The organism is Agarivorans sp. OAG1 (genome assembly GCF_037076485.1).
Lineage (GTDB): Bacteria > Pseudomonadota > Gammaproteobacteria > Enterobacterales > Celerinatantimonadaceae > Agarivorans > Agarivorans albus.
Window position 1 is genome coordinate 1,806,973 of sequence record NZ_AP028990.1, and the last position, 17,828, is coordinate 1,824,800.

Below are 17,828 nucleotides of genomic sequence, written 5' to 3' on the forward strand. Positions count from 1 at the left end.
GCTTTGTTTAGAAAGTAGAAACCACTCTTCGGAGTGGTTTTTTAGTTTGGAGAACTAATTAACACTAGCAGCGCACTAGAGCCGCCGTGTACCTTGGGAGCCTTATGAAAGGCGAGCACTTCCGGGTGTTGTGCTAACCATTGCGGTACTTTAGTTTTGAGAATTTGTTGACCATGACCATGCATTATGGAGGCAACGTGGTAGTGCTGTTGCTTGCACTCAATAATTAACGCGGCGATTTCTTGTTTTGCTTGTAGCTGAGTAAGGCCGTGTAAGTCGAGTAGAATCTCCGGGGAATAATCTCCACGACGGAGCTTTTTTAGCTCAAAGGGATCGCATTCATCACTTTGCCAGCGCATTGGCCCTTCGTCAGGTAGTAAAGGGTGATACTCATCAGAAAAGAAGAATTGGCTATTATTTAAGGCCGCACGTTGCTGTTTTTCCCTTTGTTGGCTTTTTTGCTTGATTCGAGTGGGCTCAAGACTTATTTTATCTTGTTTTATCTGGCGAACGCCTTTGAGCGCTTCTTTGAAAGCAGCGAAATCTTCGTCAGTTGGTTTTTTCATCTTTTATTATCAGTTGTGCCTGAAGCCATATAGTGGGTGATTGTACTTAATCTGGAGGCCAAATTGGAAAAGATATTTATCGAAGAAGCAATCGATGAGTTACATACTATTCAAGATATGATCCGCTGGGCGGTGAGTCGATTTAATGCTTCTGGCGTTTTCTATGGTCATGGAACTGACAACGCTTGGGACGAAGCTGTACAACTTATATTGCCTAGTCTTCATTTACCATTGGACGTTGATCCAGAGGTAAGGCATGCGCGTTTAACTCGTCAAGAACGTAGTTTATTGGTTGAGCTGGTGGTTAAGCGTGTTCAAGAACGCTTACCTGTGGCTTACTTAACCAATAAAGCATGGTTTGCTGGTTTAGAGTTTTACGTGGACGAAAGAGTGCTTGTGCCTCGTTCTCCTTTTGCTGAACTTATTGAAACCCAGTTCTCGCCGTGGTTGGTAGAAGAGCCTAAGCGGATACTGGATTTATGCACGGGCAGCGCTTGTATAGCTATTGGTTGCGCTTATGCTTTCCCCGAAGCAGAAGTAGACGCGGTTGATATTTCGGAAGACGCCCTAGCTGTAGCCGAGATTAATATTCAAGGGCATGGCTTAGAGCAACAAGTTACGCCTATTTTGTCTGATGGCTTAAACGAGTTGAAAGGGCATACTTATGATCTAATTGTCAGCAATCCGCCTTATGTTGATGCTGAAGACATGAGTAACTTGCCAGATGAGTTTATGCATGAGCCTGAGTTAGGCTTGGCATCGGGTTTTGATGGCTTAGAGTTAACTAAAAAGATTTTGGCTGATGCCGCAGATCACTTAACTCCAAATGGTTTGTTAATTGTAGAAATTGGCAATAGCCAAGTGCATATGCAGCAACAGTTTCCCGATGTTCCGTTTACATGGATAGAGTTTACCAACGGCGGGCACGGAGTATTTATTATTAGCCGCGAGCAATTGCTTGCTTGCCGCTCGCAATTTGAACAGTAAGGATAGAATTAATGGCAGGAAACAGCATTGGCCAGCTCTTTCGCGTAACAACCTTTGGTGAAAGCCACGGTGTTGCACTGGGTTGTATTATTGATGGGTGTCCACCGGGACTAGAAATTAACGAAGCAATGATTCAAAAAGATTTGGATCGTCGTAGACCGGGTACATCACGCTATACCACCCAGCGTCGTGAACCTGACCAAGTTAAAATTCTTGCAGGTGTATTTGAAGGAAAGACTACCGGTACCTCGATTGGCTTAATGATTGAGAACACCGATCAGCGTTCAAAAGACTACTCCAATATTAAAGATATGTTCCGCCCCGGCCATGCAGACTATACCTACCATCAAAAGTACGGTACCCGAGATTACCGTGGTGGTGGTCGCTCTTCTGCGCGTGAAACCGCTATGCGGGTAGCGGCGGGTGTAATCGCTAAAGAATATTTGAAGCAACATCACGGTGTAGAGATCCACGGTTACTTAAGTGAACTCGGCCCAGTAAAAGCTGAGAATATCGACTTCTCTCAAATCGAGCAGAACCCGTTTTTCTTTCCTGACGAAAGCAAGTTGGAAGAGCTTGATGAGTTTATGCGAGCGCTGAAAAAAGAAGGTGATTCAATTGGCGCGCGTTTAAGTATTGTTGCTAAACAAGTTCCAGTTGGCTTAGGTGAGCCAGTATTTGATCGTTTAGATGCTGATATTGCGCATGCACTAATGGGCATTAATGCAGTTAAAGCGGTAGAAATTGGTGACGGCTTTGCGGTAGTTAACCAACGCGGTAGTGAGCATCGCGATGAAATGACGCCTGAAGGCTTTAGTTCTAACCATGCCGGTGGTGTGTTGGGGGGCATTTCGTCTGGTCAAGATGTTGTTGCACATATTGCCTTAAAACCCACTTCAAGTATTACTGTACCTGGGCAAACTATCGATAAATATGGCAAGCCGGTAGAAGTTGTGACCAAAGGGCGCCACGACCCATGTGTTGGTATTCGCGCAGTACCGATTGCTGAAGCAATGTTAGCAATTGTGTTAATGGATCATTGTTTACGCCAGCGCGGCCAAAACGGCGCTGTAGCGACAGAAACGCCGATCCTACGTTAAGCATATAGCCTTTAACAGTAAGCCCTTAAATGTTGCATTTAGGGGCTTTTTTGTAGCATAGCGAGAACGAGAGAATAGCGATGCTGGATGACGTAAAGCAGCTTATTTTACTGTTTAATGAAACCTTTGCTGATTTTAATACTGAGCTAGTTGCTGGAGAAAAAGAGCCGATTTATCTACCAGCAGGAGAAGGCAGGGTTAAGCACCAAATAGTGTTTGCTCATGGTTTTTATGCCAGTGCCTTACACGAGATTGCTCATTGGTGCATTGCCGGTGAGCAGCGCCGACAGTTAGAAGATTATGGCTATTGGTATAAGGCAGATGGGCGAAACCAACAGCAGCAATTGGACTTTGAAAAAGTGGAATATAAGCCACAAGCCGTGGAGTGTGGCCTAGCGCGTGCTGCAGGACGTACTTTTCAAGTGAGTGTTGATAACTTATCTGGCTTTCAAAGTGACCGCCATGCGTTTGCTGCTGCGGTTGAGGAGCAGTATCAGCTATATTTGCAGCAAGGCTTCCCAGTAAGGGCTCAAAAATTCATGACGGTGTTAAACAAGGCAAACCAAGCATTGGTTGAGGTTGCAAATGATTAAACTTGGTTTGATTGTAAATCCCATTGCTGGTGTTGGTGGTAGCGTTGCGCTAAAAGGCTCTGATGGGGTGAGTGAACAGGCACTTGCTAAGGGTGCAACAAAAAAAGCCAACTTGCGCGCCGAACAAGCTTTGCAGGCGCTAAGCCAAGTTCAGCAAGCATTTATTGTTTATACCGCCTCAGGCGAAATGGGTGAAGACTTGTGTCAAAAGCTATCCTTGCCTCATGAAGTGATTTATCAAGCTAATCAACCCTCAGATGCGCTTGATACTCAACAAGCTGCGCAGCAGCTGGCTAAGCTTGGTGTAGAGCTACTGGTGTTTGCGGGCGGAGATGGTACCGCTCGAGACGTGCTTAGTGCTGTGGGTGAGGGGACTAAGTGTTTAGGTATTCCTGCTGGTTGTAAGATTCATTCTGGCGTTTATGGCGTTACGCCTGCCGCTAGTGGCATTGTTATCGAGAAGCTAGTTAAAGGCGAAATGCTAAGCCTTAAAAGCGCCGATGTAATGGATATCGACGAGCAAGCTTTTCGCCAAGGAAGAGTGCGTGCTAAGTGTTTTGGCGAGATGATCGTGCCTGATGAATTGCGTTATGTTCAGTCGGTTAAGCAAGGTGGTATTGAATCTGAAGAGCTGGTTTTACAGGATATTGCCGCCGAAGTGATAGAGTTGTTAGAAGATGAGCAGTTTATCGCAGGATCAGGCTCCACTGTAGCCGCTATTATGCAGGAGTTATCACTGCCTAATACTCTTCTGGGAGTAGATTTGGTTAAAGATCACCAAATTGTCCAAGAGGATTTGACCGAAGCTGAGCTGATTAATAGAATAAGCAACGTACAAACTAAGCTATTGATTACACCCATTGGTGGTCAGGGACATTTATTTGGCCGTGGCAATCAACAACTAAGTCCTGCGGTTATTCGCAAGCTTGGCCGGGAAAATATTGTAGTTGTAGCAACAAAAACTAAACTTAAATCTTTGCATGGACGCCCGTTGATTGTTGATACTGGCGATACAGAACTAGATAAGAACTTATCTGGAAGCATCAAGGTAATTACTGGTTACCGAGATTATATTATGTATCGAGTATCGAACCCTGAAAATGAGGTTACCGATGCTCAAGAATTATGTCACCCTGCTGCAGACTTACCTGAACAGCCACGACACAAATCTAAATGCTCCACCAAAAAATGTTATTCAATACCTAAGTGATCATCTTGGGGTTGTTGCAACACTAACTGAATTAAGCGGTCGCCCAATGGTGCATTGCTTAAAATCACAAATGCATATTGCCTTGTTGGATGCTCACTTTGACGGTGAAACAGACGAAACTATGCAATCGCAGGTAGAGGCTTTATGGCGCGATGCTATTTCATTTGCTGATAGTCAACAGCAAGTTGTTTCTGCTGTAGCCTAAGTGATTAAGTTAAGAATAAAAAAAGCAAAGCTTCGGCTTTGCTTTTTTAGTTTGTTTACCTGAGTATTAATCAGGTGTTTTATGAGCAAACAGACTGGTTTGGTTTCGACCGTTGTGTTTACTTTGATATAAGGCTTGGTCGGTATTAGCTAACCAGTCTTTAGCACTGGCAGTTTGATCATCTAGCTCTGCCACTCCCAAACTCACAGTAAATGGAATTTCCACTCCATCTACTACTGGTTTTAAGGCCTCAATCGCGGTTCGTAAGCGTTCACAAAAGATTTTGGCATGTTCTGAATCTGTATCGGTTAAAATAACGCCAAATTCTTCGCCGCCATAACGCCCTGCAATATCGGTTTTACGCATAACCTTGCGTAATGTATCACCCACTAAAGTAATGATTTTATCGCCAGCCGGATGACCGTAGGTATCGTTCACTTGTTTAAAGTGGTCAATATCAAACATCACTAGAGAGCTAGGTGCGGTGTTTCGTACAAAGCGATTAAACTCTTGTTCTAATCTATCTTGCCAGTACCCTCGGTTGTATAACTGAGTAAGCTTGTCGGTACGGCTTAGTATTTTTAGCTCTTCATTGACCTTCTGCGCTTCAAGTTTATTCACTGCGTTATCGGTAACATCATAAATAATTAAACTAATATGAGTAACAATACCGGTTAATGACGTAAGCGGAATGATGGTGATGTTTTGGTACATAAAATCTACCGTACCGGTGATTGGGCGATAGTTTTTAAAGGGGAATACGTGCGGCCGCTGTTCCCAGGTGGTAAATGCTCGGTTTTTTAGAAAAAACACCGAATCAATTTTGTGGCGCAGCCAATCTTCTGGAAGCTGCGGAAATAACGAGAACAGCTTTTTACCTTGGGCTTGGTCGGGACGCAAGCCACTGTGAGTTTCCATGAAGTTGTTCCACACTTGTACTTGGTAGTCTTTATCGAGCACCACTAGTCCGACATCGATAGTTTGTATCATGTCCAGCATCCAGTGGAACTCGTTCATTTCATTTTGATGTTGGCTCATTGGTGCTCAAATAAGTAAGAAATTTTGTTATTTAGAGTTGGCAGCGAATCTTCAGTAATCAGCAATAATAAGTCACATTGAATGTTGTGCTTTTCAATAGTGTAGTTGATTTCAATTGCCAAAGTTTTTTGCCAGCGTTGGGTATTACTGTTTATTAAGTCGCCGATATTACAATGTTGTCCCAATACCACTGGGTGGCCTTGTGAAAAGCCAACATCTAGTTGGTCGGATACTCCCTTCAGGCAAGCTCCGATAAGAATGTTGGCAATGTCCATTAGCACTTCTAGTTGCCCATTGTCATCTAATTCGCCTTGATAATTCATAAGCTTAGACATATCAGCGAAACTAGAATCGTGGAACAAAAGCAGGGCTTCTCCGGCGATACCAGAGCCAATAAAGCCTTGGCAAACCGCCGACATCGCTTCGTTTTCTTCAACCGAAGTCAGCGCCATATGCAATTCACTGGTTTCAAGAATATTAACGTTAGGGATAGGTAAAACGATAAATGCATCGAGTAAGCGCGCTAGTAAGTCAGCTGCTCGCCCCATCGCTACGTTGGCAATCTCTTGGTAATGGTCCCTAAAGTCGACAATTTTTGGTGAAAGCGTATCGTTGACCGGTGCCGGCATTTTATCTAAAGCGGCTAAGTCGTTTTCAAGCTCAAGCAGTTGCTGCGATTCAACAATGCCGTAGGCAACCAAGATTTCACCAATTTTAGCCTTGTTAGTAGGCTTTTTAATGAAGTCGAGGGCACCAAGTTGTTTAACTCGGGTATAGGCTTCGGGTTGAACATCTCCAGACACCACAATAATCAGTGCCGGTAAATCGTTCTTCTGCACTTCTTCTAGTACTTCATATCCGTCCATTACTGGCATGTTGAGATCGAGGAAAACCACGTCTCCTTTACCTTGACGGATCAGGTCAACCCCTTCTTGGCCATGCTTGGCGAAGCTTATCTCTACATCCCAGCCTGGTGGAAGGCTGCGGGCCATTTGCTTTCTTGCGAGGTTGGAGTCATCGCATATGAGAATTGGTAACGACATAATTTACTATTAACTCTCCTTGTATGCTGACAGTATGAAGCTAAATGCCAACCTTGCTAAGTCTCAATTGATAAAAAACAGAGATTTGTATGCCGCGCTTTGAGGTGATTCACAAAAACTGTTCTGTAGTTCGGTGTAAAGATAAGTTTAGTCGAGAAGTTATTGATTATTAGTTAAAGTTTCAAACTTGTGCTGACTGTCTGTTATGCTGCAGGGTCAAAATATAAAAATAAATCTATTAATTAGCTTTAAAGCTAGTAAACGGAAGTGGACTTTTAGAGGAACTAAAGTGAAACCAGCAAGATGGATCAGGCAAGGAGTAGTGGCCGTTTGTATACTGTTTTCTGTATGCGCACAGTCTGCCTCGGTGCAAAGTAGTATAGAGTATTATGATGTTAGCGCTCATGATTTAAACCAATTACGTAATCAGCTGAAAGCGCAAGGTCCCCAAAAACAAGGAAATCGTTACAGTATTGCTGCGCAATATCGAATGAATTGGACACCTAAGGTGCAAATTCGTAACGACCGTTGTGAGGCCCTCCAACCGGAGTTACAGCTAAGTGCTGATTTAGTGATGCCTCGTTGGATAAGCCAAAGTAATGCAGATTTCGCAGCCCAGCAATCTTGGATTGGCTATATTGCAGCTGCTCAGCAGTACCACCAAAAAATCACCCGTTTAATAGAACAAAGTGTTGACCGCTTTATTCAGCAAACTCAAGGCTTAAGTGCAACAGAGTGCGACAAACTAGAAGCGCTAATCAATGCCAAAGGCAGAGCGGCTTTAGCTAGCGCACAACAGAAGGTTCGTACGTATCAGCGCCAAACGCGGCACGGTGAGTCTTTAGGTTTAACAATACCTTAAGTGATAAGCAATTTTGGCCAAGACTATTTCGTTAACTTGGCCAATGAGAATGCTATTTCTACGCGCTTATATATTTTTGAATTCACGATAATTTAAGGCTAAAGGGCGCTTTTTTACTAAACGTCGGTTCCAAAAACGATGTGGATGAACGCAATTTAAAGTACTTTGCTTAAGTGGTATCGGTTCGTTACATAGTTGAGCGGCTAACAACTCCGTAGCGAATGGTGCGCTGCATATTCCTCTTGAACCAAAACCAATAGCAACAAATACTCCACCAAAACTTGGTGGATTCACCTCTTGCCATTGCTGTTGGTATTGCTCACTAAATAATTGCTCTAAATTTGGCAATTGGCCTATCAATGGAAAGTGGTCGCGCACTGCGCAGCGGGTTGCTGCTCGGCCTGGTATATTTGCCAGCTTTAATTGTTCATTCCAGGGCTGGGGCTGACACTTTCTAATTGCCTTTAAGTTGCTCTCTGCTTCGTTGGCTTTTAGTTCAAGGCTTAAATCATTGCGAATGTAACTGGCACCAATGCAATGCTGCTGTTGGTTGGCAGGTGTTAAGTAGCCTTCGTAACACAATACTTTACTGAGCTTACTTAATTGTGGCGTGGTTTCGATATGGCTGACTTGCCCACGCACAGGGGTGATGGGAAGCTGCTCCGCTTGGGGCAAATTCAATAGATGGTGAGACTGACAGAAAACTATATTGTTGTGTTGTTTTACCTGTGAGCCAAAATGTAGTCTACAGCCTTGGTTTTCGAGTTCAAATTCGCTTAACTCATGCTCGCAGTGCACACTTAACAGACCAGATTGCTCCGCTGCTTTTAGAATGGTTTGCACACATTGTTTTGCATTCACCCAGCCTGCGTGAGGGTAAAATAAAGCTTCATCATCTAAACTCACACCAGCCAGCTCGCTGGCGGTAGCCTTATCTACCGGGTAAACCAAGTTTTTAGGGTAGCCAGCTTGAGCAATATTGAGATTTTTTGCTTGAGACTTTTCGTTATAAGCCAATTGCAATAAGCCGCAGTAATCGTGTTCAACTTCTAGCTGCTGTTGTGCCAATTGCGCCAACACTTGATGATGATAATTAAAGGCATGCTGAAAAAACTCACTAACGTGCGGTTGGTTAGGGCTAAGCAAAGGATACACTGCGCCTTGTCGGTTGCCGGAGGCCTCCAAAGCAGCTGCGCTGTTTTTTTCATATAAACTAACTTTTATTCCACGTTTAACTAAGGCATAAGCGAGGCTAACACCAGCAATGCCCGCGCCAATAATAGCGAGGTCTTCTCCCGCTTTTATCCCATTGCGGCTATATAGTCGGGAGTTTAGGCTTTGAGGCGCCGTTTGCTGTTTAAAACGGCCCACTAACATGTCACGCTTTCGGCCAAAACCTTTTGCTTTTTGCGTATCAAAGCCTACTTCAATCAAACCTCTTCTCACAAAGCCTGCTGCGGTAAAGGTGGCTAAGGAAGCATCTTCAGCCGAAAGTAGAGCCATGTACTCAAATAACTTTTGCGTCCACATATCAGGATTTTTGCTGGGAGCGAAACCATCCAAAAACCAAGAGTTAACCAAGCCTCCGCTGATGTTCGGGACTTCTGGCAGATTGTGGTGCACATCGCCGATCCAAATGTCTAAGGTAATGGGGACCGGGTGGTGAAAGGCAATTCGATGACATCCTGGCGTCATAATTTGAGGGTAGAATGCAATTAGCTGGTCACTGAACTCTTTAAGTTCAGGCCATTGTTTTAGGGCTTGGCTTAGATCGTTTAGTGATAAAGGGTGCTTTTCAAAGCTAATAAAATGTAGTCGAGTTAACGCCGTATCGGGGTTTGTTTCGAGAAATTGCTGGTAATGCTGCCATGCTGCCAAAAAGTTTAAGCCAGTGCCAAAGCCGGTCTCGGCGATAACGTAGCTAGGGCTTTGATGGTTTTGCCAGCGCTCAGTGAGTTGATTTTGTTCAATAAAAACGTAACGGCTTTCGGCCAAACCATTGTCTACAGAAAAATAGACATCGTCGTAATCGGTAGCCACAGGGGTACCTTCTGGATTCCAATGAATCGTGGCTGTTGTGGTGTTATTCACATTATCCGATGAAGACAAAATTTTACCTCGAGTTTTACTAGAAAATTTAAGCGTACACGTGTACTCTCATCCGACCAGATTAGGCTGCAAAATCGGTAACATAGCAGCAAATACAACCCGTGAGACCATCTGATGAAAAGAGCAGTTATCACCGGGCTAGGCATTATATCTAGTATCGGTAACAATAAAGAAGAAGTATTAGCATCCTTACAAGCAGGTAAATCGGGAATTACCCATTCACCTGAGTTTGCCGAGCAAAACTTACGTAGCCAAGTATGGGGTGATTTAAAAATTAACCCAGCTGAGCATGTTGATCGCAAAACCATGCGCTTCATGGGCGACGCTGCAGCATTTTCTTACCTTTCAATGCAACAAGCTATTGAAGATGCCAAGCTAGCTGAAGACTTAGTATCAAACGAGCGCACCGGCTTAGTTGTTGGCTCTGGTGGTGCGTCGTCTAAAAACCAAGTAGAAGCGGCTGATATTTTACGCGCCAAAGGCGTACGTCGTGTTGGTCCTTACATGGTACCTAGAACCATGTCGAGCACCACTTCTGCTTGCTTAGCGACACCGTTCAAAATCAAGGGCGTAAACTATTCAATTAGCAGTGCTTGTGCAACCAGTGCTCACTGTATTGGCCATGCTTTAGAGCTTATTCAATTAGGCAAGCAAGACGTTGTTTTTGCTGGTGGCGGTGAAGAGCTTCACTGGACCCTAGCCATGGAATTCGATGCTATGGGCGCATTGTCGACTAAATATAACGGCAACCCGGAGCTTGCCTCACGTACTTATGATGCAGACCGCGATGGTTTTGTTATCTCTGGCGGCGGCGGTATGGTTGTGGTTGAAGAGCTTGAGCATGCACTTGCTCGTGGCGCCAAAATCTACGGTGAAGTAGTGGGTTATGGTGCAACGTCTGATGGTTACGATATGGTTGCGCCATCTGGTGAGGGCGCAGTGCGCTGTATGCGTCAAGCTATGCAAGGGCTAGAAGGTGACATTGATTACGTAAATACCCACGGTACTTCAACGCCAGTAGGCGATGTGAAAGAGTTGGGTGCAATTCAAGAAGTGTTTGGTGGCAACAGCCCATTAATTAGCGCAACTAAAGCGATGACTGGTCACGCATTAGGCGCGGCAGGTGTTCACGAAGCCATTTACTCTTTGCTGATGATGGAAAATGACTTCGTTGCACCAAGCATTAACATCAATACCTTGGATGAAAAAGCCGAAGGTTTGAACATTGTGGCTAATGAAGCCAAGAGCGCGAAGTTAAATCGTGTAATGTCTAACAGCTTTGGTTTTGGCGGTACTAACGCCACGCTTGTAATCGAACGTTTCCAAGACTAAATCAATTTTGTTTGAAAAAAGCTGCCTTTAGGCAGCTTTTTTTTTATGGAATTTATAACGCGTGGTAAGATTGCCCACCTCAAAAATTAGGTAGCCTCCAATAGCATACGCAATGAAGATAGTTGTCGACGAAAATATCCCCTTTGCTCTACAAATTTTAAGCCAACACGGTGAAGTTGTGGCTGTAGATGGCCGAACTATGCAGCCGCAGCAGCTAGTTGATGCTGACGCCTTATTAGTTCGCTCAGTGACCAAGGTAAATCAGCAGCTACTTTCTCAAGCCAACAAACTAAAGTTTGTTGGTACCGCCACCATTGGCACCGAACATGTAGAGCAAAACTACTTAGCTGAGCGAGGCATTGCTTTTGCTAGCGCCCCAGGCTGCAATGCGATTGCCGTAGGAGAGTATGTAGCAACTGCGTTGCTAGCAGCCACTGAGTATCGCCAGCAATCACTAGCGGGAAAAACCATTGCGATTGTTGGTGCCGGAAACACCGGTTCACAAGTGGCAAAGCGTGCTGCAGCTTTAGGTATGCAAGTAATGCTTTATGATCCACCACTTGCTGAGCAAGGAGCTCTCGATAATTCGGTAAGCTTTGAGCAGGTGCTTGGTGCCAACGTTATTAGTTTACACGTACCATCTACTGCTACGGGTAAGCACCCCACATATCATCTGTTTAATCAACAGGTTCTTAGCAAACTCACACCAGAGCAGATTTTGGTTAATGCTTGTCGTGGGGAGGTCATAGATAACCAAGCCTTGCTAGAACTTGCAGCGCAAGGGCAATCACCGCTATTGGTATTGGACGTATGGGAAGGTGAACCCACTATACTTGAGCCGTTAGTGAAGCATGCCTTTATTGCCACTCCGCATATTGCTGGTTATAGCTTAGAGGGGAAAATGCGTGGCACCAGTATGGTGTACCAAGCCATGTGCCAAGCATTAAAGATTGAAGCTAACGATTTAAGTGAGCAGCTGTTACCTGAGCCTGAGTTTTCGCAGATTACCCTCAAAGGGGAGTTAAGTGATTCTCAGCTAACAAAATTGACCCAACTGGTTTACAACATTTTTGCTGACGATCGCCGTTTTCGCCAGCATGGAGCAAGCCCTTCAGGGTTTGATAAGCTCCGCAAATTTTATCCGCAACGCAGAGAGTTTTCTGCCTTGCAGGTGGTTAATCAACATAAGCAAGCAAACCTAGGTGCGCTTGGCTTTTACATTCAAGAGAACAAGTAATGCAACAGTTTCATAATGTCGCAATTATCGGAGCAGAAAGTGAGCAAAGTCAGCAGTTGCTAAGCCTACTAGAGCAACGAGAGTTTCCTGCTGCGCAGATTTTCCCTTTAAACATCGACGTAGCAGAAGAGCTCGACGAAGAAGAGCAGGAAAGTCGCTTAAAGTGGCAAGGTCAAAGCCTTGAAATTGCTGAAGCACAGTTAGTTAATTGGTCGGAGGTGAGTGTGGCTTGGTTGCTCTCTAGTGAAGAAGCTGCCGTTGATATGGCTGAGCAAGCCCGCCAACTTGGTTGTGTGATTATTGACATGGTGCATGCTAACCAAGAGGCTTACTCATGGGTGCATGCCGCGGTTAACCCTGAGCAAGTGGCTGAAGGTTTGTCTGAGCGTTGGTTAAATTGCCCAAGTAGTTTAGCCGGACAACTAGCCTTGTTACTGCACATAATCCAACAAGATGTAGAGTTAGATCGAGTAGAAGTAAATGCTATGCTGAGCGCGGCGAATAAAGGTAAGCCGGGTGTTGATGAGCTAGCAGGGCAAACAGCGCGTTTGCTAAACGGTTTGCCGGTTGAGCCTAAACTGTTTGCTCAACAACTCGCGTTTAATCTATTGCCTGAGCAGGGCGAGGAAGCATTACTGGGTGCTAGCCAATTTGAGGCTGAGTTAAGTGAACAGTGTCGAGCTATGTTGCAGTCTCATGAGCTTAACATCAATGTAAGTGCGCAACATGTTCCGGTATTCTACGGCGATACTTTGTCACTGCATTTGTACGGAACCTATTCCTTAGATTTGCTAAGCATTAAAGAATGGTTAACGAACCACCAAGCCTTTGAACTGGTAGAGGATGAACTTGTTACGCCGGTAAGTAACATTGCAAACAGCGAATCGATAGTTCTAAGTCGTTTACGCCAAAATCTAAATACAGAAAATGGTGTTAACTTAACTTTAATGGCCAATAACCCGCAATCAGGTGTGGTAGCGAACGCCGCTTTAATCGCAGAAACTTTAATAAAACAATATATTTAAGCGATTTATGTTTAGATAATTGTCAATGCGCCGATAACTCTAGTTGAGGAAAAGCGTAGTAAAATGCGATCTAGGCGTAAACTGTTAGTTGTTTCGCTAGATCGCTGATTGTTAGCTGGTTATATTAAAGCAATAACAAAGGATTGAAGCGATTCAGTCTCCAGGAAGAAAACAAGGAAAAACTATGGGGCGGAAGATTTCCCTCGTTGCATTGTCGGCTGTTTTATCATTTTCAACTCTCAGTACAGCCATCGCACAAGAAACGGGTACCTTTTATGTTGAGTTAGTGGGGCCAGACGAAGTTGTTGGTGAACCTGAACAACAAACATATGGGCCGGTGCGCAGCAATGACACTTTATGGGCTATTGCGAGTTTAAATCGTCCTTCCCGTTCAATCAGCGTGTATCAAATGATGTTCGCAATATTGAACAAAAACCCTCAAGCCTTTAATAACGGCAATATTAATTCCATTATCAACGGTAGCTACCTTTCGCTTCCTACGCTTGAAGAAGCGCAAGCGGTTAACCATCAAGCTGCAGTAAGAGCCTTAGCGCCGAAGAAAACCACTAAAGTGGTTGTAAATAAGCCGGCGGCACAAACAACTACCACCACAACTACGCCAGTTGCTACGCCTAAGGCGGTTACTCCCGCTCGCCCAATGGCAGATGCAGGAGCCTTAGAAAAAACCCAAAAAGATTTAGACTCCTTACGTGATCGCCTAGAAACGAGAATTGATGAGCTAGAGCAGTTAAAACGCCAAGAGTTTGATGTACTAAAACAGCAAATGGATGAATCTAGCCAGCAGATGGTAGGTTTGGCTGAAGTAAACCATCGCATGAAAATGCGCATTCAAGAGCTAAGTGACGAGCTAGCCAGTATTCGTGAAGAGCTAAACGAAAACCGTCGCAATCAAACTCAAATATTGCAACTGCTAGAAAAACCCAAAATTGACGCCAGTGAGATGGACAAAGAAAGCAGCTCGGGCTTCTTTTCTTCGCCATTAAATATTGGTTTAGTGATTTTTATTCCAATTCTGCTTATTGCACTAGTGATTACCTTGCTGTTTAGACGTAAGGCCAAAAAAGAGCTAGAAGAGCAAGATAAGGAAATGGCTGAATCAACCATCAATATGATGGATGATGAAAATGATGAGTTTTCACAGCTATTTAGCGACAACTTAGAGCCTGAAGATGAACAAACCGCAGACTTAAATAGTCAGTTTGAAGAAGATGAGCCAGATCTAAGTGTTGATGAAACAATCCCGGAGCCTGAATCGTTTGAAGATGATACCGATGATTTAGAGCCCGAAATTGAAGAAGCTAGCTTTGAAGATTTTGCTGCTGCGCAAGAAGAAGCTGACCCGATTAGTGAGATTTCTTTAGACGACAGTGAAATGGCGGCTTTAGATGCCTTTGAATCTGACGACCTTGTACCTTCGCTAGATGATGCACTTGAGGAAGACAGCCCAGCGGAAGAAGATCCTGATGCGGTAATTAGTGCCGATGACCTTGCAGCTGCCTTAGCCATGGATGACGAGGAAGACTTGTTTGAAGTGAGCGAAGAAGGTCCGGCTGATAACGATGAGCTTTCATTTGAAGATGCGCTTAAACAGCAGCAAGAAATGGAAGCTGAGTTATCGGAAGTTAGTGAGCAAGAAAAAGTCGATTTAGACAACATTGATTTATCAGCAGAACTAGACGAAGACGAGCTAACTACGCTTGAAGATCCCACTGCTAGCCTAGAAGATGAGTTTGAGAATTTAGAAGGTGAACCAGGAACGCTTGAAGACGCCGCCGCTGACTTAGCAGCATTAAGTGCTGCCGAGGAAATAAGTGACGCTGCGGAGTCTGAAAGTTCTGCTGTCGAAGAGCCAGAAGCCTTTGACCTAGATGATGACTTTGTTGATTTAACCGAACTGGAACTTGAAGACCCATCTATTGAGGCTGCGGAGGAAGCTGCTGAAGCAGTTGCCGATAACGTTACCGATATTGGTGATTTTGAAAGCGAGCTTGAAGGCCTAGCGCTCGAGCCTCTCGCTGAGGAAGAGACGGCTGAGCTATCCATGGATTCGCTTAGTGACGATACGGAAGATAAAGAAGATGAAGTTTCTGATGATGACATTGATAGCATGTTTGCCAGTTTTGGCTCAGATGCCTTCAATGAAAATGCTGAAGCAACTGAACAAGATGAACTTCCTTCTCGTAGCGACATCGAAGAACGAGAATTTGTCGACATCGATATGCTTTTAAATGATGCAGACGAAGACAGTACTGACGAAGCCGATCCATATGACAGCCCAAGCCTGGACGTAGAGCTTGATTCGTTCCCAGATGTACTACCGCAAGAGCAACCTGCCGTTGATGTTGACGCAAATGCCGAAATGGCTTCCAAGCTTGATTTAGCGAGAGCCTATTTGGAGATCGACGATCAAGATGGCGCTAAGAAAATTCTTCAAGAAGTGCTAATTAGCGAAGATAAAAGTTTGAAGAAAGAAGCCGAGGAGTTACTTTCTCGTTTTAGCTAAAACTTAGTTATACGGAAAGAGGCAGTGATCTTATCACTGCCTTTTTTGTATCTGCTATTCAACAGAGGGTGCTGATAAAGCGGTGACTTTGTGCTGTCATTTTTTTATCATAGCCGCCAAAGATACAATCAGTGGTAATTTATGCGCATCGCTTTAGGCATCGAATATGATGGTGCCGGATATTTTGGTTGGCAACGCCAACGAGACGTTCAATCAATCCAGCAAGAATTAGAATCTAGCCTATCTATCGTGGCTAATAGCCCGATAGAAGTGCAATGTGCAGGTAGAACCGATGCCGGCGTCCATGCAACCGGACAAGTAGTGCATTTTGATTCCCCCGTTGAGCGCAAAATGGCTGCTTGGACATTAGGCGTAAATGCTAACATGCCAAAAAATGTTGCCGTGCGCTGGGCTAAACCGGTTAGCGACCAATTTCATGCGCGTTTTAGCGCTACTGCCCGTCGCTATCGCTACGTTATCTATAACAGCCGATTTCGCCCAGCAATCCTTAATCAAGGCTTGAGCTTTTATCATCAGCCGCTAGATATAGAGTTGATGGAACAAGCAGGGCAAGCGCTGCTAGGGGAACAAGACTTCACCTCTTTTCGTGCGGTGCAATGTCAAAGCCGTAGTCCATTCCGCCGAGTTGAACATCTAAAAGTGAGCCGCTACAACGATTATGTAGTGGTGGACATTAAAGCCAATGCTTTTGTACATCACATGGTTCGAAATATTGTTGGTAGTTTATTGAAAGTAGGCCAGCAAGAGCGACCAGTAGAATGGATTGCTGAGTTATTGGCAGTAAAAGATCGCGCTCAAGCTGCAGCCACTGCCAAAGCCGCTGGTTTGTATTTGGTGCAAGTTGATTATCCCGAAGAATTTGACTTACCGAATTTGCCCATCGGACCGTTGTTTTTGCCAGCAAGTTAAAAAAAACTGTACGATAATGAAGGGTTAGACCAGTTTTATGTAAAATATTTTGGCCAATTGTGGTTTAATTGCCGCCATTCAATGCATTCTGTTATCACGGCGATTTTATCGCCTATTGAGAAGTAAGGTTCCCGATGAGTTGGTTAGAGAAAATTCTTCCGAAAAGTAAAAGTGCTTCTGGTAAGCGACGCAATATTCCAGAAGGTGTATGGACCAAGTGTGCTTCCTGTGAGCAAACTTTATACCGTGCAGAGGTAGAACGTAACCACAATGTTTGTCCCAAGTGTGACCACCATATGCGGATTGGCGCTCGTGACCGCTTAGAAGCCTTCTTAGACCAAGATGGTCGCGAAGAATTAGCGGCTGAGCTAGAGCCTCGCGATAAGCTTAAGTTTAAAGACAGCAAAAAGTACAAAGACCGTATTGCTAGCGCTCAGCGCAATACTGGTGAAAAAGACGCATTAGTAGTAATGAAAGGTGAGCTGAAGGGTTTGCCTGTAGTGGCTTGTGCCTTTGAGTTTGCCTATATGGGTGGCTCTATGGGCTCGGTAGTGGGAGCACGCTTTGTAGCCGCAGTAGATAAGTGTTTAGCAGAAAACCGCGCCTTGATTTGTTTTTCAGCTAGTGGTGGTGCGCGCATGCAAGAAGCCTTGTTCTCACTAATGCAAATGGCGAAGACCTCGGCGGCGTTGGCTAAAATGCGTGAAAAAGGTTTACCTTATTTCTCAGTGCTTACGGATCCGACCATGGGCGGTGTATCTGCCAGCTTTGCAATGCTGGGTGATATTAATATTGCCGAGCCAAAAGCGTTAATTGGTTTTGCTGGTCCTCGCGTTATTGAACAAACTGTTCGCGAGAAACTACCTGAAGGATTCCAACGCAGTGAGTTTTTGCTGGAGAAAGGCGCTATCGACATCATTATTGACCGCCGTAACATGCGTGACCGCATTGCTGGAATGGCTTCAAAAATGATGGGCATTGTAAGCACGGATACCGAGGTGTTAGTTGAGCCTATCGATGCTGATGAAGATTTAGGACCGACTATTTCTGCCAACGAAAAAGAATAA

The 17,828-nt window shown here is 44.5% G+C and carries 16 protein-coding genes; 12 read left to right on the forward strand and 4 right to left on the reverse strand.

From position 1 onward, the window contains the following. Positions 1 to 41 precede the first annotated feature (41 nt). Positions 42 to 566, reverse strand: coding sequence for an endonuclease SmrB (gene smrB, locus OAG1_RS08500; RefSeq protein WP_338625707.1), 525 nt, complete (start codon positions 564 to 566; stop codon positions 42 to 44). Positions 567 to 629: 63 nt separating this feature from the next. On the opposite strand from smrB, the gene prmB reads away from it, so the two are divergent. The 5 genes from prmB to OAG1_RS08525 all read left to right on the forward strand — a co-directional run bounded on the left by prmB (position 630) and on the right by OAG1_RS08525 (position 4,661). Further along, complete coding sequence (gene prmB, locus OAG1_RS08505; RefSeq protein WP_152781104.1) at positions 630 to 1,553, forward strand: 50S ribosomal protein L3 N(5)-glutamine methyltransferase; 924 nt, start codon at positions 630 to 632, stop codon at positions 1,551 to 1,553. An 11-nt stretch (positions 1,554 to 1,564) separates the two neighbouring features. Continuing rightward, positions 1,565 to 2,653, forward strand: a complete 1,089-nt coding sequence (aroC, locus tag OAG1_RS08510) for a chorismate synthase (RefSeq protein WP_152781102.1) — start codon at positions 1,565 to 1,567, stop codon at positions 2,651 to 2,653. A gap of 80 nt (positions 2,654 to 2,733) precedes the next feature. Then, positions 2,734 to 3,246: an elongation factor P hydroxylase gene (locus OAG1_RS08515; RefSeq protein ID WP_338625711.1), complete on the forward strand. Its 513-nt coding sequence runs from the start codon at positions 2,734 to 2,736 to the stop codon at positions 3,244 to 3,246. Next, positions 3,239 to 4,456: an ATP-NAD kinase family protein gene (locus OAG1_RS08520; RefSeq protein ID WP_338625713.1), complete on the forward strand. Its 1,218-nt coding sequence runs from the start codon at positions 3,239 to 3,241 to the stop codon at positions 4,454 to 4,456. Before OAG1_RS08515 ends, OAG1_RS08520 begins: the two co-directional genes overlap by 8 nt. Before the next feature lie 46 nt (positions 4,457 to 4,502). Then, a complete protein-coding gene (locus OAG1_RS08525) occupies positions 4,503 to 4,661 on the forward strand; it encodes a hypothetical protein (protein WP_016403423.1) in 159 nt (52 codons plus the stop codon). Positions 4,662 to 4,727: 66 nt separating this feature from the next. Here the strand turns inward: OAG1_RS08525 and OAG1_RS08530 are convergent, their stop codons facing one another. Both OAG1_RS08530 and OAG1_RS08535 read right to left on the reverse strand, forming a co-directional pair. Continuing rightward, positions 4,728 to 5,699: a diguanylate cyclase gene (locus OAG1_RS08530; RefSeq protein WP_016403422.1), complete on the reverse strand. Its 972-nt coding sequence runs from the start codon at positions 5,697 to 5,699 to the stop codon at positions 4,728 to 4,730. Beyond that, positions 5,696 to 6,742: a response regulator gene (locus OAG1_RS08535; RefSeq protein WP_040307574.1), complete on the reverse strand. Its 1,047-nt coding sequence runs from the start codon at positions 6,740 to 6,742 to the stop codon at positions 5,696 to 5,698. The genes OAG1_RS08530 and OAG1_RS08535 overlap by 4 nt, the downstream gene beginning before the upstream one ends. Before the next feature lie 289 nt (positions 6,743 to 7,031). Here OAG1_RS08535 and OAG1_RS08540 point away from each other — a divergent pair, with 289 nt between their 5' ends. Then, positions 7,032 to 7,604: a DUF922 domain-containing protein gene (locus tag OAG1_RS08540; RefSeq protein ID WP_194164089.1), complete on the forward strand. Its 573-nt coding sequence runs from the start codon at positions 7,032 to 7,034 to the stop codon at positions 7,602 to 7,604. A 66-nt stretch (positions 7,605 to 7,670) separates the two neighbouring features. Here the strand turns inward: OAG1_RS08540 and mnmC are convergent, their stop codons facing one another. Further along, positions 7,671 to 9,713, reverse strand: coding sequence for a bifunctional tRNA (5-methylaminomethyl-2-thiouridine)(34)-methyltransferase MnmD/FAD-dependent 5-carboxymethylaminomethyl-2-thiouridine(34) oxidoreductase MnmC (mnmC, locus tag OAG1_RS08545; protein WP_338625720.1), 2,043 nt, complete (start codon positions 9,711 to 9,713; stop codon positions 7,671 to 7,673). A gap of 114 nt (positions 9,714 to 9,827) precedes the next feature. On the opposite strand from mnmC, the gene fabB reads away from it, so the two are divergent. The 6 genes from fabB to accD all read left to right on the forward strand — a co-directional run bounded on the left by fabB (position 9,828) and on the right by accD (position 17,828). After that, positions 9,828 to 11,045: a beta-ketoacyl-ACP synthase I gene (fabB, locus tag OAG1_RS08550; RefSeq protein ID WP_338625722.1), complete on the forward strand. Its 1,218-nt coding sequence runs from the start codon at positions 9,828 to 9,830 to the stop codon at positions 11,043 to 11,045. 112 nt (positions 11,046 to 11,157) lie between these two features. After that, positions 11,158 to 12,282 carry a 4-phosphoerythronate dehydrogenase gene (locus OAG1_RS08555; protein WP_338625724.1) on the forward strand — a complete coding sequence of 375 codons (1,125 nt, stop codon included), beginning with the start codon at positions 11,158 to 11,160 and terminating at the stop codon, positions 12,280 to 12,282. Further along, positions 12,282 to 13,307, forward strand: a complete 1,026-nt coding sequence (locus OAG1_RS08560; protein ID WP_338625726.1) for an Asd/ArgC dimerization domain-containing protein — start codon at positions 12,282 to 12,284, stop codon at positions 13,305 to 13,307. Before OAG1_RS08555 ends, OAG1_RS08560 begins: the two co-directional genes overlap by 1 nt. Before the next feature lie 184 nt (positions 13,308 to 13,491). Further along, complete coding sequence (locus OAG1_RS08565; RefSeq protein ID WP_338625728.1) at positions 13,492 to 15,831, forward strand: FimV/HubP family polar landmark protein; 2,340 nt, start codon at positions 13,492 to 13,494, stop codon at positions 15,829 to 15,831. Between the two features lie 141 nt (positions 15,832 to 15,972). Beyond that, positions 15,973 to 16,761 (forward strand): tRNA pseudouridine(38-40) synthase TruA, encoded by a 789-nt coding sequence (gene truA / locus OAG1_RS08570; RefSeq protein WP_152781083.1) that lies wholly within the window; start codon positions 15,973 to 15,975, stop codon positions 16,759 to 16,761. 134 nt (positions 16,762 to 16,895) lie between these two features. Next, the gene (gene accD / locus OAG1_RS08575) at positions 16,896 to 17,828 is read left to right on the forward strand and encodes an acetyl-CoA carboxylase, carboxyltransferase subunit beta (RefSeq protein WP_152781081.1); all 933 of its coding nucleotides are present in this window, start codon (positions 16,896 to 16,898) and stop codon (positions 17,826 to 17,828) included.

Bases quoted from the DNA above. Each gene is read 5' to 3' on its own strand.
- OAG1_RS08565 (WP_338625728.1), top strand. From the start codon at position 13,492: ATGGGGCGGAAGATTTCCCTCGTTGCATTGTCGGCTGTTTTATCATTT.
- OAG1_RS08515 (WP_338625711.1), top strand. From the start codon at position 2,734: ATGCTGGATGACGTAAAGCAGCTTATTTTACTGTTTAATGAAACCTTT.
- truA (WP_152781083.1), top strand. From the start codon at position 15,973: ATGCGCATCGCTTTAGGCATCGAATATGATGGTGCCGGATATTTTGGT.
- OAG1_RS08560 (WP_338625726.1), top strand. From the start codon at position 12,282: ATGCAACAGTTTCATAATGTCGCAATTATCGGAGCAGAAAGTGAGCAA.
- OAG1_RS08535 (WP_040307574.1), bottom strand. From the start codon at position 6,742: ATGTCGTTACCAATTCTCATATGCGATGACTCCAACCTCGCAAGAAAG.
- OAG1_RS08555 (WP_338625724.1), top strand. From the start codon at position 11,158: ATGAAGATAGTTGTCGACGAAAATATCCCCTTTGCTCTACAAATTTTA.
- fabB (WP_338625722.1), top strand. From the start codon at position 9,828: ATGAAAAGAGCAGTTATCACCGGGCTAGGCATTATATCTAGTATCGGT.
- OAG1_RS08530 (WP_016403422.1), bottom strand. From the start codon at position 5,699: ATGAGCCAACATCAAAATGAAATGAACGAGTTCCACTGGATGCTGGAC.
- OAG1_RS08525 (WP_016403423.1), top strand. From the start codon at position 4,503: ATGGTGCATTGCTTAAAATCACAAATGCATATTGCCTTGTTGGATGCT.
- OAG1_RS08520 (WP_338625713.1), top strand. From the start codon at position 3,239: ATGATTAAACTTGGTTTGATTGTAAATCCCATTGCTGGTGTTGGTGGT.
- accD (WP_152781081.1), top strand. From the start codon at position 16,896: ATGAGTTGGTTAGAGAAAATTCTTCCGAAAAGTAAAAGTGCTTCTGGT.
- aroC (WP_152781102.1), top strand. From the start codon at position 1,565: ATGGCAGGAAACAGCATTGGCCAGCTCTTTCGCGTAACAACCTTTGGT.
- smrB (WP_338625707.1), bottom strand. From the start codon at position 566: ATGAAAAAACCAACTGACGAAGATTTCGCTGCTTTCAAAGAAGCGCTC.